Here is a 25,848-nt window from a genome sequence, read left to right as displayed (position 1 = left end):
CCCTTACAATAGCTATTTCGAAGCGAATGAATTCGTTAGTTCCTCTTTATTAGCAACATCTTCTTTATCTAGTTGCATACGTAAAACCGGCCCTATCGCTAATAAAATAAGTGACATCGCTATACAAAATACAATAACTAATGAAGTCATTTCCTTCAATCCTCCAGCTAGTGATGTTCCAATTAACATTGCCCCCATAAACATTGGTAAAATGGTTCCATTCACTCTTCCAATCATATTTTCTGGTACAAGTTGAATCATAAGCGTACCGACAACGATATTAACACAAGCTAAACAAATACCTGTTCCAAATCGCATCAAACTAGTAATCCAAAATGATGTGGACAACCCTTCGACTAAAAATGAGATTGCTAATATACTCATACCAAATACAAACATCTTTTTCGGATTTACTTTTGAAGCGAAAACCGCAGCAACAATACCACCGATTAGCATACCTATTCCATCCGCTGCTGCTAAATATTGAACTGCTTCCTTTTCCATTCCAAGACGTTCTATTACAAGAAACACCTCTAATGGATTCGTTAATCCAACAGCTAAGCCCATAATTGTGAAAGTGATCGTAATCATACGTAAATTTTTCGTATGAAGAACGTATTTCCATCCTTCTTTTATATCATTTTTTAATGATTCCTTCACTGCTTGCTCTTGTTCAATCCATTTCGGTAAAAATGAAAGGGCGATAGCAGATAATAAAAATAAAATGATTAAACTATATAGTGACGTAAATAAACCAAGTTGTGTATACACAAGCGATCCTACAACTGGTCCGAAAATCATAAACAATGACTGTAATGTTTGGTTAAATGCAATCGCATTTGCTACCTGTTCTTCCTTTACATAGCGCTTAAATATGCGTGAAGATGAAGGCTGAGAAAACTGACCTACAATTGCGGAAACGAGTGTCGCAAAAAATATTGCCTGCCAGTAATCAATCTTTAACAATAAAACAATCCCTATAATAGACAGTACACTTAACACATCCCCAGCAACCATTGTTCTTTTCGGGTTCCAGCGATCTGCTAACGCGCCACCAATGAAAGAAAAAATAAAAATAGGTGCATATTCCATGACCGATAATAGTGACACTGAAACTGGATCATTATTCGTCCGCTCCATTATGAAATACAATAGGGCCATATTTCTGATCCAAATCGCAAATTGTTGTAAAATATCGGATGCCATAACGAGCATAAATGCTCGATTTTTAAATAAAGCTTTCATTTCCGCTCCTCCTTTTATAAACCGACCATTCGGTCTAATTCGTTTTAAAAGAAAAGCCGCTGACTTATTATTCAGCTGCCATCCCTTTTAACAATACATCTATTGCCTTTTTATAAACTCGCTTTAACTCGTTATAATCTAGCTCATAGTAAAGCACTCCAAGCCCTGATAATAAGCCATGTACAATATACATCAAATCGCGCGCATTTTCTTCACGAAACTCTCCAGACTGTATACCTGTTTCGATTAATCTCTCAAACATAACATATGATTCTCTAGTTAAAGCTAATAATTCATCTAGAACCTCTTTGCTCACAACTTGGCTCATAGAAAATTCCTCTATTGCACTCGAAATAGGTTGTTGTATATCCTCTACATAATATTCTGCGAGACCATATAATTTTTCAATACTAGTACTATACAACTTCTCTTTTTCATTCCATTTTTCAAGCCAATCATACGTATGCTGTTTTACTACAAATAAAAATAATTCTTCTTTACTTTTAAAATGGTAATAAATACTCCCTTTACTTCGCTCTGTAATTTCACAAATATCTTCCATAGATGTGGCTGCATAGCCTTTTTGTGAAAACAGATTTTCTGCTTTGTATGCAATTTCCTTCTTTATCTCTTCTGCGCTTTTTCTCATACTCACACCTCTTTAAACCGACCGTTCAGTCTAATGATAACAAATGAAAAACCTCTTTCGCAAGAGGCTATATTCCTTATTTACGAAAACGTACTTTCAAACCAAGTTCGGATCATATGTATTGTTCCAAATTTAAATCCAAGTTTAACAAGAAATACACCTCCAGCAACTAATAAAAACAATGCTACTTTCCCTTTATTTTTCACTTTCGGTTCCCTTCCCATTTCCATTCTCCTTATCATGTTAAAAATATTAAACAAACGTTTATTTAACTGTTAGTGTGCGTATGTAAGCCAACTAATCAAACGTTTGTTTAAAAAAGAAATACGCCTATATAAGGCGTATTCTTATCAATCACCGCAACTACCTCCACTATCTCCTCCAAAAGACCCTCCACAGTCATGTGAACTGCTATCATGTGAGCTGTCATTATTATCAGATCCAGCAAAGAAAAAAAGCGGTGATGAGTTATTAGACGAATTATGTATGTTATTTTGTTTCGTAAGGTTTACTTTCTTTTTGTTTGATCGAACAGCTATTACAATTATTCCAATGACAACAAATAATAGTATGACAATAATAAATTCCATATAAAAACCTCCCTAATTCTCGAATAATTGAATGGTTCTCTCTAAATTTTCAAGTGAAATAAAGCGCGATTCACGAAGGATCTCTTTTCCATTATGAAATAACAAAATTGTCGGCCCTGTAAATACTGCATATCGCCCCGCAACTTCTTGCATGTCTTGTAGTAATATCTCTATTTTCTCTACGTAATCATAATTCTCTAATACGTAATTTACTTTCCTTAACATGACATCACAAACACCACAATTTTCTGTTTTAATAAATAGAAGTACTAATTGCTGTTCTTCAATATATGTTGCTAATTCTTCTATCGTTTCAAATGTATTCATCTTATCCCTCTTAACTTAATTTAAGAAATGCTGAACTATCTTTCTCTTTTCCATTACCTGCTGAAAACACAACGTTTTTGCTGTTAACCCTTCTTGTAATTTTTTCCTCTCTACTTCATCATAACAGCAAGCAATTAAATCTTCTATTTTTAATATATCTTTTGTAAGTCCATTTCTGCTGGAATCATTCCCGCATTTTTTAAATTTTATAGCTCATCCTTAACTCTAGAGGTACCATTAAAAGATCTTCTAATTGTAGTGGTTTTCCTTTTCTCGAAATATAATCCAGATCACCATTCCAGATTGCTTGTCGAACCTTTTCTTCAGCAATGTTCAAAAACACATCCACACTATCCTCTCACTTACATATTTTTACTATTATTTTATATGAAATTTCACCATCTTACCACACCATTACAAGTTGACTTCATACAATTTTTTCTCAAATTTATTTATAATAAGCTATTTTCTTCCTCACCGGTCTTTCATTTTCATATGCAGTTTGTATTAAAGCCTTTTTGTATTGAGAAAGTCTTTCTTCATACAATAAAGCGTTTACACTAAATCTTACATTTGTTACGATTTAATCACCCCAGCTCCCTTGTATAGACTTCGTGATGTCTGATCATTTTTATCTAGACGTTTCATACGTCTAGATTCACTTTGATTTATCGGCAAATGCCTTTAAATATATCTTTTACCTTGAAAGGGGAAATGACTATGAGGTCAAAAAAATTCACATTACTATTGCTATCTCTACTACTCTTCTTACCTCTTTTTCTCGCAAATTTTATTACTCCAAATCTCGCATCAGCAAATTCACCAACGCAAAACCAAAAAATTATTGGGTACTTTCCTTCGTGGGGCATCTACGGACGTAATTATCAAGTTGCAGACATCGATGCATCAAAGCTCACTCATTTAAACTATGCGTTTGCTGATATTTGCTGGAATGGAAAACATGGAAATCCTTCTACACATCCCGATAATCCAAATAAACAAACATGGAACTGTAAAGAATCTGGTGTACCATTGCAAAATAAAGAAGTTCCTAATGGTACTCTCGTATTAGGTGAGCCCTGGGCTGATGTCACAAAATCTTATCCAGGATCAGGTACAACTTGGGAAGATTGTGATAAATATGCCCGTTGTGGCAACTTCGGAGAATTAAAACGACTAAAAGCTAAATACCCTCATTTAAAAACCATTATTTCCGTCGGAGGCTGGACTTGGTCTAATCGATTTTCTGATATGGCAGCTGATGAAAAAACTAGAAAAGTATTCGCAGAATCAACAGTCGATTTCCTACGTGCATACGGATTTGACGGTGTCGATTTAGACTGGGAATATCCAGGTGTTGAAACGATTCCTGGTGGTAGTTACCGTCCTGAAGATAAACAAAATTTCACGCTCCTTCTTCAAGATGTCCGAAATGCTTTAAATAAAGCCGGTACTGAAGATGGAAAACAATATTTATTAACAATTGCTTCAGGGGCAAGTCAACGTTATGCCGATCATACAGAGTTAAAGAAAATCTCTCAAATACTCGATTGGATTAATATTATGACATATGATTTCCACGGCGGTTGGGAAGCAACTTCTAACCATAATGCCGCATTATATAAAGATCCGAATGATCCAGCAGCTGATACGAAATTTTACGTAGATGGAGCTATTGACGTTTATATAAATGAAGGTGTACCAGCTGATAAACTCGTATTAGGCGTACCATTTTACGGACGTGGTTGGAAAAGTTGTGGGAAAGATAATAATGGGCAATATCAACCATGTAAACCAGGTAGTGATGGCAAACTAGCATCTAAAGGTACTTGGGATGATTATTCTACTGGTGATACGGGTGTTTATGATTACGGTGATTTAGCAGCGAATTACGTAAACAAAAATGGTTTTGTACGCTATTGGAATGATACAGCTAAAGTACCTTATTTATACAATGCTACTACAGGCACATTTATTAGCTACGATGACAATGAATCTATGAAATATAAAACAGATTATATAAAAACGAAAGGTTTAAGTGGAGCAATGTTTTGGGAACTTAGTGGTGACTGTCGCACAAGTCCAAAATATAGCTGTAGTGGTCCAAAATTGCTTGATACGTTAGTAACCGAATTACTTGGTGGACCTATCAGTCAAAAAGATACTGAATCACCAACGAACGTAAAAAACATTGTGGTTACTAATAAAACCTCAAGCTTAGTCCAATTAAGCTGGACTGCATCTACTGATAATGTAGGAGTTACTGAATATGAAGTTACTGCTGGGGAAGAAAAATGGAGTACAACATCAAATAGCATTACAATTAAAAATTTGAAACCTAATACGGAATACACTTTTTCAATACTAGCAAAGGACGCTGCCGGGAATAAATCACAACCTAATTCTATTATTGTAAAAACTGATGATGCTAACACAACGCCTCCTGATGGTAATGGTAAGGCTACATTTTCAGTTACTTCAAATTGGGGAAGTGGCTATAACTTCTCAATTGTAATTAAAAATAACGGCACAAGCCCTATTAAAAACTGGAAGTTAGAATTTGATTATAACGGCAATTTAACACAAGTTTGGGATTCTAAAATTAGTAGTAAAACAAATAATCATTATATAATTACCAATGCCGGATGGAACGGTGAAATTCCTCCTGGTGGATCCATTACAATAGGAGGTGCAGGAACAGGTAACCCTGCCGAACTTTTAAATGCCGTTATTAGCGAAAACTAGACGTAACATTCTTTAATTGTTTCACTAAAGTTTGAATTTAGGTTTGAATAATCTTTCCTAAATTCAAACTTTTAATTTTGCGAAAAATCATAAATTAAAATTACAATAACCGATTATAATTATATTTGGTTTTCAATATGAAGTTTGCGTGAAGTTCATCTGAATTTTACATGAATTTCCTTTAATTTCTATTGTCTTCCCATACTAATCACCTTATTCTTTATATATAGGAATAATTTTCATTCCATTTCAAGCTATCTATATATACAAAAAAGATAGTTGCCTATTAGGGAAAGGCGTCTAATATTATTATAAATATAAACATAATCGCAGAAAAAGCACGCTTATAAGCGCACCATAAGAGTGCTTCTTCATACAATTCTCATGTAAGAGTTCTCGAAAATCATGTTAATCACAAAGAAAAGGCCGTAGCTTATATAAGCTACGGCCTTTTCTTTGTGATTATTTTTAAACGTTCCATTCTTCGATATTCCATACTTTCGTTATCCACGTTTCATAGAAAGAAGCTCATGTGAAACGTTTAAAACTGTTAAAAGACTTTTTCTATTTTTTCATATAAGGAGCTAATACACTTAAAATTTCTTCCTTATCCTTCTTTAACTCCAATGATGTTAACATATCCATCGTTCGAGGACGAGGTAATTTCACTTGCACTTCACCAACTATTGATGCTGGTCTTTGAGATAAAATAAATACGCGATCAGAAAGCAAAATTGCTTCATCTAAGTCGTGTGTAACCATAACAATTGTTTGCTTTTCTTGATGCCAAGAATTTAAAAGCCAACTGTGTACTTCCATTTTTGTAAATGCATCTAATTTTCCAAAAGGCTCATCAAGTAGCATAATTGGCTTCTCACATAAGTATGTACGAAGAAAGCTAATTCTTTGGCGCATACCACCAGATAATGCATCAGGATAATGATCCGCATATTCATCTAACTCAAACTGCTTTAATGCTTCCATCCCTTCTGTTAACCTTTGTTTTTTAGATTTCCCCTCAATTTCTAATGGAAGAACAATATTTTGTAAAGCCGATCGCCACGGTAATAATAAATCTTGTTGTGGCATATAGCTTACAACATCTTGTTTTCTCACATGTTCCTCATTATAAAATACCTCTCCACTCGTTGGCTCTTCAACACTCGCAATCATATTTAACAATGTGCTTTTCCCACAACCACTTGGACCGACAAAAGAGACAAACTCTCCCTCCTGTATAGAGGCACTAATATTTGCTAATACATTCTTTCCATCGAAAGATTTCACAATATCTTTTATTTGTAATCCGCTCATTTTTCACTTGGAAGGAATTCATTTGTAAAAGCATCTTTTACATCAATTTTCTTTTTAATAACTTTGTTGTCGTATAAGAAATTCATGTAATTCGTCCAAACTTCTTCCTTCTGTACCCCCCACGCTTTTGCATCATCTTGATACTTCGTACTTAACCACTTTTGACTTTCTTGTACTAATTCCTTATTCACATCTGGAACAGCTTTAATTAAAATATCAGCAGCTTCTTTCGGCTCTTTAATTGCAAAATTATAACCTTCTGTCGTTGCAGTCATAAACTTTTTCACGAAGTCTTTATCTTGCTTCGTATGTTTTTCACTCGTAATAATAACAGGACTATAGAAATCAAGCGCTGGATCTAAGTCTTTCACCATAATCGTATTTAACTCTTTTCCTTGACGCTTCGCTTCAATGCCATCCCATCCATAATAAATCCATTCAAAGTCCGCATCACGACCGATTGATTTGAAGAAGTCTGTTTGTCCTAAGATGATTTTTTCGACTTTATTAAAATCAGCTTGATGTTTCTCCATAATTGTTTTTAACGTCGCTTCTTCTGCTGGTCCTCCCCAGCCACCATAACGTTTACCTTCAAATTCTTTCGGTGACGTCATATTATCTTTTTTTAGTGATGCAAAAGCAGAGGTATTATGCTGAATAATTGCACCAACAGAAACAACTGGGATTCCTTCAACACGAGCTAATGTTACATTTTCCTGTGCGCTTATCGCAAAATCTGCTTTCCCAGAAGCAATCATCTGCTCTGCTGTGACATTATCACCAGGCTGGATAATTTCTACATCAAGCCCTTGTTTTTTGTAATAGTCTTTCGTTTTCGCTACATATAAGCCAGTATGATTCGTATTTGGAAACCAATCTAAAACAACTTTTACTTTTTTATCTTTACTTGCACTTTCTTCTTTCTTCGCCGGATTACACCCAGCCACACTTACTGCTAATAAAGCAGCTAACATAATTTTTAAACCTTTTTTCATTTTCTGCCGTCCTTTCTATATATCCATGGTGCTGTTATTCTTGCCATAAACTCCACGATAAAATACAGGCATAATGTCACCATGACGATAATTGCTGCAACACCAAATACTCGAGCAGTTAAAAAGGATTTTGTAGCTCTCGTAAGCATAACCCCTAACCCTTCACTTGCACCGAGCCATTCTCCGATAATTGCCCCCATCACGCTATATGTAACTGCAATTTTTAAACCCGAGAAAAAGTATGGGAGCACTGCCGGAAACTTTACTTTCTGGTAAACTTGCCATTTCGTTGCTTTCATTGTTTGCAACAATTTCAACATATTTTTATCTACAGTTTGAAAACCTTCTAAAATACTAAGCGCAATTGGGAAGAAACAAACAAGTATGACGACCATTACTTTCGGCAACATCCCATATCCAAACCAAATAATAAATAACGGTGCAAGTACAACGATTGGAATCGTTTGCGAAATAACGAGCAACGGATTTATTAAAATACGAAATAAAGGTATCACATCCATAATAATTGCAATACTCGTCCCAAGTAAAATCGCAAAAAATAGTCCGATTATAACTTCCTGCAGTGTTTGCATCGTATTTGGTAATAGTAAATCCTTCATTCCAATTAATTCTTGAACAATGGCAGAAGGCTTTGGTAAAATCCACGGTTCGATTTTAAATAATGAAACAGATCCTTCCCATATGGCAATGAGAAGGATAAGCCAAATTGTTGTAATAAGTTTAGATTGCTTCTGGTTTTGCATATTCATCACGGTACTTCCAAACCTTTTCATCTATCGTTACACCAGTGCTTGGACGATAATGGATTTTAATAGAAGTAATCACTTCTTCAGCTCCAGCATCGACGCAAGCTTGCTGCGCACGTTTCACGACATCAAGAAGTACATCTAATTCTCCTTCCAACGTTGTTTCCATTGCTCCTACTTCATAACGAACTCCCGATTGTTGTACAACTTCAATTGCTTTATCAACAACAGAATATACATCTTTTGTTTTTGCTTGCGGTACTACTGAAAATGACATTGTAACTTGTTGTGACATAATAAAAATCCCCCTTATAAAATATGTTTCCAAAAAAAGAAAAGGCTTTCCTACCATGTAGGAAAGCCTTGTATACAAGTTATTCTATAATAACTTATGCTACATCACTTTAAAGTAACTCCCTACGCTGGCATTATCCAGATCAGGTTGAGGGTCGATGTATACTTACATCCTCTCAGCCAATTGGCTCCCCGGTTCTTAATTCGTTCTCATTGTAGCATGATTTATTTTATTGAACAAACAAAAGCGTACATAATCATTTCATTACTTTTGGAAAATATCCAACTTTTTCACCATGAGCTAATAACAGCTGAATAAATTCTTTATTAATCGCTGGCACTATCAGCTCTTTTTTCTTAATCCATTCATTTGTTCTACGAGTACCCATGACAATTTCAGATTGCTGTGCTCCATCTCCTGCAACTTGAGAAGCAATTAACTCTGCTATTTCTTCATTTCCTTTTGCTAATTCAAGCCCGATATTTACATATTCCGAAAGTGGAACCATTTCAAGATTGTATCCACATCCCTCAATTAGCTTTATAAAATGTTCAAATTCAACTTGATGTGGATGACAAATATGTAACGTCTCTCCTACAATTTTTGGATCTTGTAAATACGATACAATCGACTTACTGGCAAAGTCAATTGGTGTAAAATCAACTTTCCACTTCACATTTGGTGCCATTCCAATTAGAAGCATCGTTTTAATAAGACGATAAAATGCATTTCCTTCAATGTTTTGTTGGAACGAACCCGTTTCTGAATGACATGCTAGGTTACCTGCACGATAAATATTCCCTCGTATGCCGCTCTTCAAAGCTTCACGAACAAGATTTTCCGCCTGTAGTTTACTATCGGAATACACATTCTCTAACTCTACATTATAATTGAAATCACCTGTTTCCATATATGTATCCCATTGCTCTACCGCTAATTCTATCGGAATACCAATTGTAGAAATAAAGTGGAATATAGCACCATTCTCGGCTAACGCTAGCATACGGCTCGTGCCTTGGACGTTCACATTTTTAAATTGTTTTACATCTCCAAAATGTCTTACATCTGCACCGCAATGAATTACCGTATCGACCTTAGAACTAATTAAAATAAATTCCTCTTCGCTCATCCCAAGATACTCTTCTCCCAAATCACCAGGTACAGCCTGTATACGCTGTAACCACTCTTCACATATATCATTAAAGTAGCTTGTTAATGTATCGATAATTCTTTGTTGCACATCTTTTGTCGGTCTTACTAAACAATAAATGGTAGCAGATGTATCTCTCAATAATTCATATAATATGTGCGACCCCAAATAACCAGTAGCTCCTGTTAAAAAGACATTTGAGATGTTAATTTCTTCTAAAACATTCGAATAAGTAATAGTATTCGGTTCGTGAATCACCTTATATTCACGAAATACTTCTTCTGTCTCTACTTTTACTTCTCTCTCAATTCTAGCTAATCCATATATCGTTCTTTCTTTAAAGAAATCTTGAATTGTTAAATGTGAAAAATCTTCTTTTAACAATGTTAAGACTCTCAATACTTTCAACGAATGTCCACCAATTGTAAAGAAATCATCATACACTCCAATTTTTGAAATTCCTAATACCTCTGCCCAAGCTTTCGCTATTTGTTTCTCTGCTTTATTAGAAGGTGCAACATATTCTTGTAGACGAACCGGTTCATACTTTTCTTCTAACTGAGCTAACTTTTTAACATCAACCTTTTTATTTGGTGTAAGTGGTAGTTCATTAATATAAATTAATTTAGATGGTACCATATAATCCGGTAACTGCTCTTGTAACTGATAAACTAATTCTGGTATTTCCTTTTTGTTCAAAGTTGTATAGAATGCGATTAAATATTGGCTACCTTCCTTGCTCTTCTTAGCAAAAACAGCATTTTCTTTTATATTATGATTTTGAGAAATTTTACTTTGGATTTCTCCTAGTTCAATACGATGTCCTCTAATTTTTACTTGATCATCTTTCCGATGTAAAAACTCTATATTTCCATCCTCTAGCAACTTAACGATATCACCTGTTTTATATATATTAACTATAGGATTAAAGGGGTTCGGAATAAAAGCTTCAATTGTTTTATTAGGCTTATTAAAATACCCTTTTGCTAATCCTACTGAATCTATATATAATTCACCAGGTACACCAATTGGACAAAGATTCATATTCTCATCCAAAATCATAACTTGATAATTAGCACATGGTTTACCAATGGGAATACTCGCAACATCCTCATTTAACTGATTAGGTATTTTATAGGTTGTCGTCACTACAGTACATTCTGTCGGTCCGTATACATTATGAATTTCAACATTTGTATTTATTCTTTCTCTCCACAATTTAATAACCTCTACAGGCAACATTTCACCGCCAATCGCAATTCTTTTCAGGGAAGCTAGCTTATATATATCTTCTTCTGCTAAATAAGTTGCTACTTGTCGAACAAAAATTGTCGCTAATGCCAAGATCGAGGTTGCTTTCACTTTATAGATTGCATTTGCAAATGCTTCTACAGACAATCGCTCTTCCTCTAATAATACATACAAGTTTCCTCCGCAGAATAAAGAAGCAAATGACTCCCATACAGAAGCATCGAAACTAAAGGAAGGAAATTGGGCAAATACATCCTCTTCTGTCAATTCATATTGCTTTTGCATCCAAGTGTACAGATTAACAACGCCTCTATGTGCTAACATCGTTCCCTTTGGATTCCCTGTTGAACCAGATGTATAAATCATATAAGCTACATCATCACAATGAATAGACAACTGTACATCTATATCTTCATAAGTTTCACTATCATACATTGAAACTGTTTGAACCCCATCACATGTTATAGGCGTCTCTTTCATCAATATAACTTTCGCTTGGCTATCTTGAATAATGTACTGTATTCTACTTTCCGGATAATCTGGATCAATCGGAACATACGCTGCACCAGCTTTTAATATAGCTACCATACTTACTACTGTGTCTATGCTACGTTTCATAAATATTCCAACATAGTCTCCTAATTGGACGCCGTTTTTCATTAACATATGAGCTATTTGATTACTTTTTTTATTTAGCTCCTCATAAGTTAAAGTACCTTCCCTTGAAGATAAAGCTATACGATTTGGAAATTGAGTAACAGTATTATAGAACATATCGACGATACTTTTCTCAGGATATACTGCTGTCGTATCATTCACTTGACTATAAAGTGCCATCTCGGCCTCTGTAATAACATTAAAATGTTTTATATGTTTATTCGCATTTTGTGATGAATCAATTAAAATACCTTGTATTTGTTGTGCATAACGAGTAATCGTTGTCTCTTTCCAATTAACACTATTATATATTATTTCTACACTTTGCATATTTTTACTAAATACAAATTGTAATGTATTTGTGTCTTGTAGCTCATAATATGTTTCACCAATAATAATAGGTGACATTTCATATAATGTATTACCGTTTTGAAACTCTTCTATTTCTTCCTCATTCATTTCTTTAATTTGTTCCAGCTGCTCTTCAATCTGCAAATTCAAACTTTCATAGGAGAGAAAATTAGAAACTTCAATAGTAATCGGAAATAAACTTCCTCTTACATGATAAAGCACGACAATATGTTTTTCTTTAGAAACATGATATAACCACGTCGCAGCTGCTCCTATTAAATCTACAATATGAGTCAATTTTGGAAATGGTATAGTTTTTCTTTTTATTCCAAACTCTATCTTTTGTGCATCTTTAGGTATTTGAATACTCCCTTCTACTTTCCCTAAAAATTCTTTTACCATCTCATTATAAGAAATCGCTAATTTCATATTTATGTAAATTCCTCTCCTAAATATAATAAAGGTGTGAAAATTCACACCTTTTTTATCCCGTATTAACGGGCAGATTTGTTCAACTCATAATCAAGGGGGCTGCCCCCTTGATTAAAATTTCACTTTTCCTTATTCGCTTTTAAACTCACCAATTAGCTCTTGCAATTCCTGAGAAAGCCAACTTAAAGAAGTCGCTAATTCTGCAATATCTTGTACTGATATTTCTTGCTCCTTCATGCTTTCTTCAACATTACTACTACTATTCGCATAAGTATTTGCAATATGTGATAATTCATTTACGACTTGAACGATATTCTGGCTATTTTGTAAAATATCACTCGAATTGCCAGAAACAGCTTTCACTTGATTTTTAACAGATTGTGCTGATTTTGAAATTTTTTCAAAGAAAGCACCACTACTTTGAACAAGTGAAATTCCAGATTCTACTTCTTTTGAACCTTTTTGCATTGAAACTACAGCCTCTTCTGTTTCAGCTTGTGTTTCACTAATTAATTTTGCTATATCTTTCGCTGACGTTTCAGTTTGTTCTGCTAATTTACGTACTTCATCAGCAACAACTGCAAATCCTCTTCCAGCTGCTCCAGCACGAGAAGCTTCAATAGAAGCATTTAAAGCTAATAAATTTGTTTGATTTGAAATACCTGTAATTACAGTTACAATATCACTAATTTCTTTTGATCTTGTTTCTAACGAATAAATAATAGAAGATAAATCTTTCACTGCATTTTGGATTAAACTCATTTGATTAATAATTTGTCCAATCACTTCATTACCTTCAATTGAATGTTGCTCCATACCTTCTGAGGCAACCGCAACTTGTTTCGCAGCTCCAGTTATCTCTTCTACCTTATCTTCCATTCCATGCACAATTCCTAAGCATTGTTGGACTGAAGTTTCTTGAGACTGTGCCCCTACTCTTAAACCTTCAATAGAACTTGCAATCTCTTGAACTGCCATGCTATTTTCCTCTGTGCTTGCCGACAATTCATGTGAAGAAGAAGAAACTTGCTCAGCGGTCTGCCTAACTTTATCTATAATCCCTTTAAATTTCTCAATTGTATCATTGAAATAAACATTAATAATTCCAATATCATCTGGTCTTTCTTTTAATTTAATACTTAAGTCACCTTCACCAATCTTACGTAATCCCTCTCGTAAATCTTTTAATGGAGCTAACGAGTTACGTACGATAAAGAATTGAGCAATAGTCGCGATTGCTAATGAAATAATAATAAATAGTAAACCCTGTATCAAAAAATTCTTCTTTGTACTAGGAACGATAGAAGCATCTAAATCAGCCGCAACAATTGCAACAATATTGTTTTCTCCATCTTTAATTGGTTCTAATATTGTCACCCACGAACCTAATTCATCTTCATATACTTCTGTCATTTGGGCCTTTTTCGTGTCCATCACTTTATCATATGCATCCATCCAATGAGTCGGTTGTTCATAATAATCTCCCGGCTTTACAGGCACTGCATTTGTTAGCTCTGTAGTCAAACCAACGAGTTGTAATTCTCGTTTTTCATTCGGCTTTGCTCCTGTAACATACGTTTGTCCCACACTTTTTAAACCTTTTGTCACTTCATCTAATTGCTCTGTTAACTTTTCTTTTTTCACTCTTTCGGTTGTAGGATCTTTCGCCATATCTTTAACTAATTCTGTATCCAAGTCATGTACTACTATCTCTCCTGTTTCAATAGACTGCCTTTCAAATAAAGACATCATACTATTTTGAAACAAATTGAAACTTAACGCGCCCATACTTCCAACAAGCGTCAAAATAACTAATACAGTTAATAAGACGTTCTTTTGAAGAAACGATAACTTATGCCAATACTTTTTCATCAATATTCACCTTCCTTAATTATTTAAAACAAAAAAACAAAATATATCAATATTTTGTTTGAAATGATTCTCAATATGTTCGAGAATAAAAAAAGACCAATGTAAAAAGCATTGGTCAAGACCAACCCTATCCGTCCGGTAACTGGCTAGCATAGCCTTTCGACCTTAGCCCCTATAGTTTTGCGCCCTCATGTTTCCATCAGTTTGCCTTTCTCGCTGAACGAGTTGAACGATATGGGAGTTCTATGAGAATTAAATTATTCTCTTTCCAAGGTTACAACATTTAAATTAAAATGTCTACTTATTTAGAGATATAAATATAAAATTCCAATGTATTATTTTTTCGAAATAATTTAACAAAATACGTGAATGTTACTTTTTTTATGTTATATAATAAAAAACGTATATAAATCAAAGATCCCTTCGGATATTTCACTAATTTTCATTTAAATTAAATTATTCGAATATATCTTAACTTATGAATTTCGGAGGTAATTTATCATGTTTTGGCTACAATTTCTTACCTTATTACTCTGCATTTTTATTGGTGCACGCCTAGGCGGAGTTGGCTTAGGAGTAATGGGTGGAGTTGGTATGGCAATACTCGTTTTTGTCTTCCACTTACAACCAACCGCTCCTCCTATCGATGTAATGCTTATGATTTTAGCAGTAATTACTGCCGCTGGTGCTTTGCAAGCCGCTGGAGGAATGGAATATCTTGTTCATCTAGCTGAGAAAGCTTTACGAAAAAATCCAAAGCGCATTACATTTTTCGCTCCAATTGTTACTTATTTGTTCACACTATGTGCTGGCACTGGTCACGTTGCCTATTCTGTACTTCCTGTTATCGCAGAAGTCTCTCGTGAATCAGGAATTAGACCAGAACGACCAATGTCAATTGCCGTAATCGCTTCTCAACAAGCAATTACAGCTAGTCCCATTTCAGCTGCCACAGTTGCCCTTTTAGCAATGTTAGCTGACTATAAAATTACTTTATTAGATATTTTAAAAGTAAGTATCCCTTCTACTTTCATCGCTTGTATGGTAGCTGCATTCGTTGCTAGTAAGATGGGGAAAGAACTAAATGAAGACCCTGAATACTTAAAACGATTAAAAGAAGGTATGATTCCTAAGCTTGAAGAGAAAAAAGAATTTGTAGGTGTAAAAGGCGCTAAATTATCAGTTATTCTTTTCCTAGTAGGAACTTTCCTTGTCGTACTTCTTGGTTCATTTGAAGCACTTCGTCCAGGATGGATGGTTGACGGGAAGCTAGTTCGTCTTTCCATGCCAAACACAATTGAAATGGTTATGTTAACCATCGCAGCTCTTATTATTATTTTCTGTAAACCAAATGTAGAAAGCATTGTGTCTGGTAACGTCTTTAAAGCTGGAGCAACAGCGGTTGTTGCTATTTTCGGTATCGCTTGGATGGGAGATACTTTCTTTAACGGAAACTTAAATATGATTCAAGGATCAATTCAGCACTTAGTTACAAGTGCACCATGGCTATTTGCTATTGCATTATTCATTCTATCTATTTTACTGTACAGCCAAGCAGCAACAGTTCGTGCCTTAATGCCACTTGGACTGTCTCTTGGTATTCCGCCAGCATTACTGATTGCTATGTTCCCTGCAGTAAACGGATACTTCTTCATTCCAAACTATGGAACAATCGTTGCTGCCATTAACTTCGACCGCACTGGTACAACAGGTATCGGTAAATACGTTTTAAATCATAGCTTCATGATTCCCGGCTTAATCGCAACCTTTACTTCTATCGGAATTGGAATGCTCTTAATTTCAATTATGTTTTAAATAAAAAGCACAAACCTATAATTTAAAAGGGTTTGTGCTTTTTTAATTAAACGTTTGTTTAATTTTTTCAATCAATAACTTCTACAACATACCCTTTCTTTTTTAAACCACTCAATATTTCTTCAATATGATTTCTATCTTTCGTTTCTAATGATAAGTGCAATTGCACATATCCTGGAAATACCTTTGTACCAATCCGTTCTAAATGTATATTTAATACATTCGCTTCAAAATTTGTTACAATCTGGAGCAAATGATGCAAATAGCCTGGCTTATCTTTAATCATTGTCGCGATGTGAATGAAGCGTCCTGCTTCAACCATTCCATGCTCAATAATACGCGAAATAAAGTTTACATCGACATTTCCACCACTTAGTACGGATACGACCTTTTTTTCTTTTATTGGGATTTTGCGATAAAGCAAAGAAGCTAATGAGCTCGCACCAGACCCTTCAACCAACAATTTGTTCCGTTCAAGAAGCATTAACATCGTTCGTGCAATTTCCATCTCATCTACACAAAACACATCATCCACATAACGTTGTACAAGTTCAAAAGTCAAATCACCTGGCCTTTTAACCGCGATTCCATCCGCCATAGTTGGCGTCGACTCTACTGTTATTACCTTCTTTTCCTCAAGTGACTGTTTCATTCCCGGACAAGCAAGTGTCTGCACCCCGTATATTTTCACTGATGGCTTTTGTTCTTTAATTGCCATCGCAACTCCTGCAATTAGTCCTCCACCTCCAATAGGACAAATAACAGCCTCTACATCTTCCAGCTGTTGTAATATTTCCAGACCGACTGTACCTTGACCAGCAATTACTGCTTCATCATCAAATGGATGTACAAATTTCGCTCCTGTCTTCTCTTTTAAATCTAGTGCATAAGCTAAGGCATCATCAAATACATCACCTTGTAATTCTACATGTGCACCGTACTTTTTTGTCGCAAGCACCTTACTTAACGGAGCACCTTTTGGCATCACAATCGTACAAGGAATACTAAGCATATTACTAGAATAAGCGACTCCTTGCGCATGATTTCCAGCAGATGCCGCAACAACACCATTTTCTAAATCACCTTTCTCAAGAGAAACCATTTTATTATAAGAACCACGTACTTTAAAAGAGCCTGTCTTTTGTAAATTCTCCAGCTTTAAATACACTTCATTCTGTGATAACTCACTAAATGTACTTGAATAATCTAATGGGGTCATATGTACAATGCCCTTCATTTTCTCATAAGCAGCTATAATATCCTGAAATACAATCATGCCTTCGCCTCCGAAACAATATATGTTTATACATACTAGTTTAGGCGGCATATTTTGTTTTATACGACAAAAGACCACGTAGTATTTTCATACTACGTGGTCTTTTATCTACAAACACTTATTTACTTCCCCAGCTAATCGCTTCGTACTTTCATACGCAGAATCCGCTAGACTAATTGCAGAAATAACTGAAACGCCATCAGCACCCGCTTCTATAACGGCAGCAGTATTTTCAATTGTAATCCCACCGATACCAACAATCGGCACTGTAATTCCTTGTTCTCTAAAATGAGCTAATCCTTTCGTTCCTTGAACCGCTTTCGTATCTTTTTTCGTACTTGTTGGAAAAATAGGCCCAACTCCTAAATAATCTGCTCCGTTTTCAATCGCCCATTTTGCTTCTTCAATTGTATGTGTAGATACACCGATAATTTTATCTCCCATCTTTTCACGAACAGATGTAATCCCTTCATCATCTTGTCCCACATGAACACCATCTGCATCTAATTCAATGGCCAATTCTACATCATCATTTACAATGAAAGGAACACCATATCCCTTGCAAAGCGCCTGCAATTTCTTTGCAAAACGCACTCTATCCTCTCCAGTTAAAGCCCCTTCTCCCTTTTCACGAAATTGAAAAAGTGTCACTCCACCGTCTAACGCTTCTTTCAATATAGCTAACGGATCCTTCTTGCAATTATTGCTTCCCATAATAAAATACACTTGCAATAGGTTAGACATTTTCTTGGTTTCAATGCGCATCATGTGTTTCATCCCCCTTGCTCTAACTCCTCAATTTCCCCATACTTCTCAATATCACCTGAAGTTGTATTCGCTAATTGATTTAAAAATTCAATTTGGAAACTACCAGGCCCTTTTCCTAATGTTGTAGCAGCTGCCAGTTCCGCAGCTACCCCATAAAATGTTAATGCGGCTACCGCTGCTTTTACATAATCTTTTTCAACTGCTACAAATGCTCCTATTACCGAAGTTAGTAAACAACCTGTTCCCGTCACCTTTGTTAAAATGGAGTGACCGTTTCGAATAAGAATCGTTCGCTCTCCATCTGTAACGACATCTTCTTTTCCAGTAATGACCGCAACTGTATTCAATTCCTCTGCTGCCTGTTTTGCAATATTTACAACATTGCCATTTCCAGTACCAGCGTCTACCCCTTTAATTTCCCATCTCTCATTAATAACGTTAGCTACTTCAGCTGCATTCCCACGAATTATCGCTAGCTCTATTTCAGCTGGAATATGTCTCGCAACTTCTGTTCGATATGATGTTGCTCCTGCGCCAACAGGATCAAACAATACTGGTACATCATTCGTATTAGCCGACTTACCAGCAAGTAACATCGCTTCTACTTCCTCGGGACGAAGTGTTCCCATATTTAATACTAACGCTCCCGCAATGCTAGCCATTTCTGCTACTTCTTCTTTTGCATACGCCATTACAGGCGATGCCCCTAGTGCTAACAAACCGTTCGCTGTAAAGTTTGTTACAACAACATTTGTAATATTATGAACGAGCGGATTAGATTCCCTCACTAAATCCACTACTTTACTAATTTCTTTCCTATTCATCCTTTTCATCTCCTAACTATAATGATGGGAGATACACAAAAAGGCACTTTGCGCGTATGCAAAGTGCCTGAACATGTGCTTTTACACTCTCCCTACGCTGGCATTATCCAACAGGTTCAAATGGTCAATGACGGATTAGTCATACTCTCAGTTTGCATCCACAAACTCCCATGTGTTTCTTATTCATCTACTTCAAAGTCTACTCTTATTCTAGTAAAATAACAAGTTCTTTACTTTTCCGTATAAAGTGAAACTTTAATCAGTAGGAGTTTTGTTCATTCCACTAAAACAGCTCAAACCTCGAGCGAAACTGAATCTCAAGAAAATGTATGCTATATTTAACTTATGGAAATTTGAAAGGATGTTTTTAATATGTCAAAAAGCGTTGTAATCGCTGAAAAACCTTCCGTTGCGCGAGATATTGCTCGTGTACTGAAGTGTGATAAAAAAGGAAACGGCTATCTTGAAGGTAGTAAATATATTGTAACTTGGGCTTTAGGTCATCTCGTTACATTAGCAGATCCAGAAAGCTATGATGTGAAATATAAAAAATGGAATTTAGAAGACTTACCGATGCTACCGGAGCGTTTGAAATTAACGGTTATTAAACAAACTGGTAAACAGTTTAATGCTGTGAAAAGCCAGCTACTTAGAAAAGATGTAAATGAAATTATTGTAGCGACAGATGCTGGACGTGAAGGCGAATTAGTCGCACGTTGGATTATCGATAAAGTTAAAATACAGAAGCCTATTAAGCGTTTATGGATTTCATCTGTTACTGATAAAGCAATTAAAGATGGCTTCGCAAATTTAAAACCAGGTAAAGCATATGACAATTTATATGCTTCAGCAGTTGCGCGTTCAGAAGCTGACTGGTACATCGGTCTTAACGCGACTCGAGCTTTAACAACTCGCTTTAATGCTCAACTAAATTGCGGTCGTGTACAAACGCCTACTGTCGCTATGATCGCTAGTCGTGAAGATGAAATAAAAAACTTCAAAGCTCAAACTTACTACGGTATCGAAGCGCAAACAACTGATAAGTTAAAACTAACTTGGCAAGATGCAAACGGTAATAGCCGTAGTTTTAATAAAGAAAAAATTGATGGTATTGTAAAAAATCTAGATAAACAAAATGCCACTGTTGTGGAAATTGATAAAAAACAGAAGAAGTCATTCTCTCCTGGCCTTTACGATTTAACTGAATTACAACGTGATGCAAATAAAAAGTTTGGTTACTCTGCTAAAGAAACATTAAACATTATGCAGAAATTATATGAACAACATAAAGTGTTGACGTATCCTCGTACAGATTCACGCTACATTTCATCTGATATCGTTGGAACACTTCCAGAACGTCTAAAAGCGTGCGGTGTCGGGGAATATCGTCCGTTAGCACATAAAGTACTACAAAAGCCAATTAAGCCTAATAAATCATTTGTTGATGATAGTAAAGTAAGCGATCATCACGCAATTATTCCAACAGAAGGATACGTTAATTTCTCATCCTTTACAGATAAAGAGCGTAAAATTTATGATTTAGTTGTGAAACGTTTCTTAGCTGTTTTATTCCCAGCATTCGAATACGAGCAACTAACGTTACGCACAAAAGTTGGTAATGAAACGTTCATTGCACGCGGAAAAACGGTTTTACACTCTGGTTGGAAAGAAGTATACGAAAATCGCTTTGAAGACGATGATGTAACTGATGACGTAAAAGAGCAGCTTCTACCTCACATTGAAAAAGGTGATACATTAGCTGTAAAGTTAATTATGCAAACATCAGGTCAAACAAAGCCACCTGCACGATTTAATGAAGCGACTTTACTTTCAGCAATGGAGAATCCTACAAAATATATGGATACGCAAAATAAACAACTTGCTGATACGTTAAAATCGACTGGTGGATTAGGCACTGTAGCGACACGTGCAGATATTATCGACAAACTCTTCAATTCATTTTTACTTGAAAAGCGTGGTAAAGATATTCACATTACATCAAAAGGCCGTCAGTTACTTGATTTAGTACCAGAAGAGTTAAAATCTCCTACACTAACTGGTGAATGGGAACAAAAACTTGAGGCTATCGCAAAAGGTAAACTGAAAAAAGAAGTCTTCATTTCTGAAATGAAGAACTATACGAAAGAAATTGTTTCTGAAATTAAATCGAGCGATAAAAAATATAAACATGACAACATTTCAACAAAGTCTTGTCCAGACTGTGGTAAACCGATGCTAGAAGTAAACGGCAAAAAAGGAAAAATGCTCGTATGCCAAGACCGTGAATGTGGTCATCGTAAAAATGTATCTCGCACAACAAACGCTCGTTGTCCACAATGTAAGAAGAAACTAGAACTACGTGGTGAAGGTGAAGGTCAAATCTTTGCATGTAAATGTGGCTATCGCGAAAAATTATCGACATTCCAGGAGAGACGTAAAAAAGAATCTGGAAACAAAGCTGATAAGCGTGACGTTCAAAAATATTTGAAACAACAGAACAAAGAAGAAGAACCATTAAATAACCCGTTCGCAGAAGCATTAAAGAAATTAAAATTTGATTAAACAAAAAAGGTTCCTACCTCTATCGGTAGGAACCTTTTTTTAGTGAATAATTTTACTTCCTTTTGCATTCTCAACGAATTTTTCGCTTGATTTATTAATTGGCGTTTTCAGTAATAATGCAGCAACAATCATAACTACTACGAAAACACTTAGTACAAGTAAATCTCTTGTTACGATATCCCAAAGCATTCCACCCACTGTTTCACGAATTGCACTAATTGCGTATGTGAATGGTAAGAACGGATAAAGTGCTTGGAAGAACGCCGGTGTCATTTGAATTGGGAATGTTCCGCCCGATCCTGCTACTTGCAGTACAAGTAAAATGATCGCCATCGATTTCCCAACGTTTCCGAAAATAGAAACGAGTGAGTATACGATACAAACGAAGACTCCACCAATAAATAAACTAAATAACACAAACCAGAATTTATCGACTACGTACGTACCGAGTAAGAATATATCTCCCATTGATACGATAAACGCTTGTGAAAGACCTATCGTTAAGAATGTTAATAAACGTCCGAAGTAAACTTCATGGCTCTTATAATTTGCGCCCTCTTCATGTACTTCTACTGTTAATAATGAAACCATTAATAATGCGCCTACCCATAATGCAAGCACTGTATAGAATGGTGACATCGCTGAACCGTAGTTCGGCATCGCAAATAATTTATTCTCTTTTAAATTTACTGGATTCGCAAAGTAATCACTTTGCTTTTCAACATCGTTTTTCAATAAGCGTATGATGTCTTTTATATCCTCTTCAGATTCAAAATCACGAATTTTATTTGCTAATTCTTTAACCTTTTTCTCAGTTTCCGGCATGTCAGCTTTAATGTCTGCTAATTTCTTTCTACCGTCTACTAAGCCTTTTGATGAATCTTCTAGTAATTTTTTAACATCTGGAAGCTTTTTGTCTGCTTCGCTTAAAATTTGAGTTGTGTTTTTAGACATACGTTTCGTACGCTCAATTGCTGTGTTAAAGTTTGGAACGATTTCTGAATCATATGTTGCTAAGAAATCTCCTAATTGAGCTGAAGCATTTTTAGTTGCTTCATTAATACTTTCTACAACCTCTTTTGTAGGCTTCTGTCCATTGTTAATTAATGTAGTTGCCTTATTTGTTGCATCTATACCTTTTTGAACAGCATTTTGTGCTTTATTCAATTTTGCAATTCCATTATTAAGGTTTTTGTCACTATTTACATCTGCTAATACCTTATTTGTGCTTTCTAGAACCGGAATCGCATCACCAATTAGATTCTTAGTAGCTTGTAATTGACCATTTAAATCGTTTAAATATACTTTTGTGCTATCTAATCCATTAACACCTCTATTATTTACGTCTGCTATAATACCTTCAAAAGTATTTTTTGCCTTATCATATTCATTTTTCACAGTATCGTATGCTCCATTTGCATCAGCTTTCGCTTGATCAACTGTGCTAACTGCTTTTTTATAATCTGCTACAAATGTTTCATTATAATCTTTTTCCGCTTGATCAATTAATCCATTTGCTGCATCTAATTTTTGATTTGCTGCATCTGTTACATCTTTCTTTACTTCTTGTCCTGTACCAATAACATTTACAATATCTTTAATACCGTTGTTTGCATTTTCCATACCGCTTTTCAGCTTAGTTAAGCGATCCACTCGCCCTTGGAAAAAGCTTTGACCAAAATCAGTCGTAGCCGATTTTTGAAGTTCAGTAAATACATTAATAAGGTATGCAACACTATCTGTACGACCTTGAAGATTTTCAGAAACCGCATTAAGATCTTGCTTTGCCTTTTCTGGATCAAACTGACCATTTTGCAATCCGTTTACAACACTTTTCCCGTATGTTGTTCCTGCACGTGCCGAGTTTAAAACATTATTCACTGTTTGATTAATATTTCTTGCAATATTTTTATAACCTTCATCATTCAACTTTGAAAGATCCGGACGCGCTGGAAACTCAGGTAATCCCTTCATACCAGAAAGGTCTATCCCTGGATTCATTAAAAAGTTCGTAAACGTATTTGCTTTGTCCATTACATCTTTAGCCGTTGTTAAATGATTTCGTATCGTCCCAGGAGCATTTTGCAATGTTTGATCGTTGTTTGCAAAGAACTTATCTAAATTCCCTAACGCTTCTTGCCCATCATTAATAACACTTTCTACAACTGGCAGCTCTTTTTGCGCTACTTTCACAACATCCTCTGCTCGAGTCGCATCATCTAACGCCTTATCCATCAGTGTATTCATTTCTGGGAACTGCGCTTCTAACTTAAAGACAAGATCTTTTACTTTCTCGATACTTGGTAAGTTTGTTTCTAAATCGATTCCAAGGTCATTGAAGATTTTAAAAATCTCACCATTCGCTGTTTTAACAAAGTTTTTACTAATTTCTTCTGTAATACCTGATGCACCTTTTGCTGTAATTTTCGGTGCAATCGCATTTACCTTTTCATTTACATAGTAATCAAGTTCTGGTTTCTGTGGATTTTCATCCAGAACAGTTGCAATTTTTTCAGAGAAGTCTTTCGGAATCGTAATGCTTGCATAATAATCTCCACGCTCAACTCCGTAAATTGCCTGTTTTTCGTCTACAAATTTCCAACCAAGGTTTTTGTTTTTCTTAAGAGAATCTACAATCTCTTTCCCGATATTGATATCTTTCCCTCTTAAATTAGAGCCTGCATCTTGGTTAGAAACTGCAATGGGAACCTCTTTTGTATTTCCATATGGATCCCAAGAAGCTTTAATGTTAAACCATGCATATAACGATGGTAAAATCATTAACCCTAAAACAATAACAATTGCAGCCCAATGTTTAGCTACATTCCGTAAATCTGTCTTATAAATACGCCAAATTTGTTTCATAGAAGTTATCACCTAATTATATATTTTTCCTTCTTTAGAAAATGATACATACATTTTGCAATTATATCACTTTCTACATCGTGGATTAAACGAAAACACACTATTTTTCCCATTAAATATTTCACTTACTTCATTATATAACGAAGTAAAAAAAGTATGCATACAAAATGACCAAATTAGTTTTACATTCAATAATAACAAATATATAGGAAATGTCATAAAAAATACAAGTATTTTCTCTTGGAAATACTTGTATTCCTAAAAAAAATCCTCACAGCTTTTCATCATCTGTGAGGATTTCTTCTATTATATATCTAATTGAACCTCTACACCGAAATGATCTGAAATTACATTTCGATTTGTACCATTAAAAATAACTTTTGAAGAACGAACTCTTTTACTTTGGTTACACACTATTAAATCGATTCGCAAATTATGTTTATTTTCATCCCAACCAGCAATCTCGCCTTGGACAGTTGTTCCTTCATCCTTCTCTATCGCTAGTTCGTATGTGTCGTACAAACCTTTTTGCATCAAATATTCATAACCCTCACCCTGCAAACGAGCATTATTATTAAAATCCCCCATTAAGAAGGAAAGTTCATTGCTATCTACACGCTCCATCAAACGATCGACTTGACCTTGGAATGATTCTTCTTCATCATTCCACCAACCTAGATGACAAGAATAAAACGTTATATCCTTACCATTATAAGCAATTGTTGCACTTACAATTTTGCGTGTTTTCCAATACGTTGTATCCTTATTTTCTGATACAAAAAACATATCTTCTTTTATAACATTATGTTTCGTTAGAATCGCTAATCCTTCTTCATACACATCATAACCAATATGAGAGAAATCCCAAGTAATATTGTAATCTTTTACATTTAACACTTTTAACTCTTCTAATAGTAAAAGTCCAAAATTATCTTTTTTCTTGTTACCGCATACATTTTCAGCTTGTATCGACTGACTGACTTCTTGCAATGCGATGACATCGTATTCTTCTTCTTGAATGACTTTAGCAAGATATTTTATCTTTTCCATTTGATTCTCTTCTTGCCAAGAGTGACAGTTTAAAGTTAGCAATTTCAT

General features: G+C 35.2%; 19 protein-coding genes, 1 pseudogene and 3 riboswitches. Of the genes and pseudogenes, 3 read left to right on the top strand and 17 right to left on the bottom strand.

Annotation, left to right across the window (positions count from 1 at the left end; genetic code table 11):
- Positions 1–12: 12 nt before the first annotated feature.
- From JDS81_RS20040 to JDS81_RS20015, 6 genes and pseudogenes are all read right to left on the bottom strand, one after another.
- A complete protein-coding gene (locus tag JDS81_RS20040) occupies positions 13–1,245 on the bottom strand; it encodes an MFS transporter (protein ID WP_000645354.1) in 1,233 nt (410 codons plus the stop codon).
- Positions 1,246–1,312: 67 nt separating this feature from the next.
- The gene (locus JDS81_RS20035; RefSeq protein ID WP_001231936.1) at positions 1,313–1,894 is read right to left on the bottom strand and encodes a TetR/AcrR family transcriptional regulator; all 582 of its coding nucleotides are present in this window, start codon (positions 1,892–1,894) and stop codon (positions 1,313–1,315) included.
- Between the two features lie 80 nt (positions 1,895–1,974).
- Positions 1,975–2,118 (bottom strand): hypothetical protein, encoded by a 144-nt coding sequence (locus tag JDS81_RS20030; RefSeq protein ID WP_000532280.1) that lies wholly within the window; start codon positions 2,116–2,118, stop codon positions 1,975–1,977.
- Between the two features lie 126 nt (positions 2,119–2,244).
- Positions 2,245–2,484 carry a hypothetical protein gene (locus JDS81_RS20025; protein WP_016107457.1) on the bottom strand — a complete coding sequence of 80 codons (240 nt, stop codon included), beginning with the start codon at positions 2,482–2,484 and terminating at the stop codon, positions 2,245–2,247.
- A gap of 12 nt (positions 2,485–2,496) precedes the next feature.
- The gene (locus JDS81_RS20020; RefSeq protein WP_001091216.1) at positions 2,497–2,811 is read right to left on the bottom strand and encodes a thioredoxin family protein; all 315 of its coding nucleotides are present in this window, start codon (positions 2,809–2,811) and stop codon (positions 2,497–2,499) included.
- Between the two features lie 15 nt (positions 2,812–2,826).
- Positions 2,827–3,160: pseudogene (locus JDS81_RS20015) on the bottom strand (DnaJ family domain-containing protein).
- A 371-nt stretch (positions 3,161–3,531) separates the two neighbouring features.
- Here JDS81_RS20015 and JDS81_RS20010 point away from each other — a divergent pair.
- Positions 3,532–5,556, top strand: coding sequence for a glycosyl hydrolase family 18 protein (locus JDS81_RS20010; RefSeq protein WP_097953943.1), 2,025 nt, complete (start codon positions 3,532–3,534; stop codon positions 5,554–5,556).
- 564 nt (positions 5,557–6,120) lie between these two features.
- Here the strand turns inward: JDS81_RS20010 and JDS81_RS20005 are convergent.
- The 6 genes from JDS81_RS20005 to JDS81_RS19980 form a co-directional block, all read right to left on the bottom strand.
- The gene (locus tag JDS81_RS20005; RefSeq protein WP_000016055.1) at positions 6,121–6,870 is read right to left on the bottom strand and encodes an ABC transporter ATP-binding protein; all 750 of its coding nucleotides are present in this window, start codon (positions 6,868–6,870) and stop codon (positions 6,121–6,123) included.
- Positions 6,867–7,865 (bottom strand): ABC transporter substrate-binding protein, encoded by a 999-nt coding sequence (locus tag JDS81_RS20000; protein ID WP_097953942.1) that lies wholly within the window; start codon positions 7,863–7,865, stop codon positions 6,867–6,869. Before JDS81_RS20000 ends, JDS81_RS20005 begins: the two co-directional genes overlap by 4 nt.
- Positions 7,862–8,635 carry an ABC transporter permease gene (locus tag JDS81_RS19995; RefSeq protein ID WP_001057166.1) on the bottom strand — a complete coding sequence of 258 codons (774 nt, stop codon included), beginning with the start codon at positions 8,633–8,635 and terminating at the stop codon, positions 7,862–7,864. The genes JDS81_RS20000 and JDS81_RS19995 overlap by 4 nt, the downstream gene beginning before the upstream one ends.
- Complete coding sequence (locus tag JDS81_RS19990; protein ID WP_000082906.1) at positions 8,607–8,927, bottom strand: MTH1187 family thiamine-binding protein; 321 nt, start codon at positions 8,925–8,927, stop codon at positions 8,607–8,609. The genes JDS81_RS19995 and JDS81_RS19990 overlap by 29 nt, the downstream gene beginning before the upstream one ends.
- A 102-nt stretch (positions 8,928–9,029) precedes the next feature.
- Positions 9,030–9,131, bottom strand: a riboswitch (TPP riboswitch).
- 52 nt (positions 9,132–9,183) lie between these two features.
- Positions 9,184–12,765, bottom strand: coding sequence for a non-ribosomal peptide synthetase family protein (locus JDS81_RS19985; protein ID WP_097953941.1), 3,582 nt, complete (start codon positions 12,763–12,765; stop codon positions 9,184–9,186).
- Positions 12,766–12,897: 132 nt separating this feature from the next.
- A complete protein-coding gene (locus tag JDS81_RS19980; RefSeq protein ID WP_000761069.1) occupies positions 12,898–14,640 on the bottom strand; it encodes a methyl-accepting chemotaxis protein in 1,743 nt (580 codons plus the stop codon).
- A 134-nt stretch (positions 14,641–14,774) separates the two neighbouring features.
- A riboswitch (cyclic di-GMP riboswitch) is annotated at positions 14,775–14,859 on the bottom strand.
- Positions 14,860–15,141: 282 nt separating this feature from the next.
- Here JDS81_RS19980 and JDS81_RS19975 point away from each other — a divergent pair.
- Positions 15,142–16,455: an anaerobic C4-dicarboxylate transporter family protein gene (locus tag JDS81_RS19975; RefSeq protein WP_087968992.1), complete on the top strand. Its 1,314-nt coding sequence runs from the start codon at positions 15,142–15,144 to the stop codon at positions 16,453–16,455.
- A gap of 67 nt (positions 16,456–16,522) precedes the next feature.
- Here JDS81_RS19975 and ilvA read toward each other — a convergent pair whose 3' ends face one another.
- The 3 genes from ilvA to thiM all read right to left on the bottom strand — a co-directional run bounded on the left by ilvA (position 16,523) and on the right by thiM (position 19,323).
- The gene (ilvA, locus tag JDS81_RS19970; RefSeq protein ID WP_097953940.1) at positions 16,523–17,731 is read right to left on the bottom strand and encodes a threonine ammonia-lyase; all 1,209 of its coding nucleotides are present in this window, start codon (positions 17,729–17,731) and stop codon (positions 16,523–16,525) included.
- Between the two features lie 108 nt (positions 17,732–17,839).
- Positions 17,840–18,499, bottom strand: coding sequence for a thiamine phosphate synthase (thiE, locus tag JDS81_RS19965; protein ID WP_000984527.1), 660 nt, complete (start codon positions 18,497–18,499; stop codon positions 17,840–17,842).
- 5 nt (positions 18,500–18,504) lie between these two features.
- Positions 18,505–19,323 (bottom strand): hydroxyethylthiazole kinase, encoded by an 819-nt coding sequence (gene thiM / locus JDS81_RS19960; RefSeq protein ID WP_033663216.1) that lies wholly within the window; start codon positions 19,321–19,323, stop codon positions 18,505–18,507.
- A 72-nt stretch (positions 19,324–19,395) separates the two neighbouring features.
- A riboswitch (TPP riboswitch) is annotated at positions 19,396–19,505 on the bottom strand.
- A gap of 190 nt (positions 19,506–19,695) precedes the next feature.
- Between thiM and topB the strand changes: the two genes are divergently transcribed.
- Positions 19,696–21,885, top strand: a complete 2,190-nt coding sequence (gene topB / locus JDS81_RS19955) for a DNA topoisomerase III (RefSeq protein WP_097953939.1) — start codon at positions 19,696–19,698, stop codon at positions 21,883–21,885.
- A gap of 39 nt (positions 21,886–21,924) precedes the next feature.
- Here topB and JDS81_RS19950 read toward each other — a convergent pair whose 3' ends face one another.
- Together JDS81_RS19950 and JDS81_RS19945 are read right to left on the bottom strand one after the other, a co-directional pair.
- Positions 21,925–24,750, bottom strand: a complete 2,826-nt coding sequence (locus tag JDS81_RS19950) for a YhgE/Pip domain-containing protein (RefSeq protein ID WP_097953938.1) — start codon at positions 24,748–24,750, stop codon at positions 21,925–21,927.
- 306 nt (positions 24,751–25,056) lie between these two features.
- Positions 25,057–25,848, bottom strand: a complete 792-nt coding sequence (locus JDS81_RS19945) for an endonuclease/exonuclease/phosphatase family protein (protein ID WP_097953937.1) — start codon at positions 25,846–25,848, stop codon at positions 25,057–25,059.

Origin of the sequence: Bacillus cereus group sp. N31, from assembly GCF_016483245.1 — a bacterium.
GTDB classification, from domain to species: Bacteria; Bacillota; Bacilli; order Bacillales; family Bacillaceae_G; genus Bacillus_A; species Bacillus_A toyonensis.
Note: the sequence above shows the minus strand (reverse complement) of the source record. Positions and strands in the feature narration are given on the sequence as shown.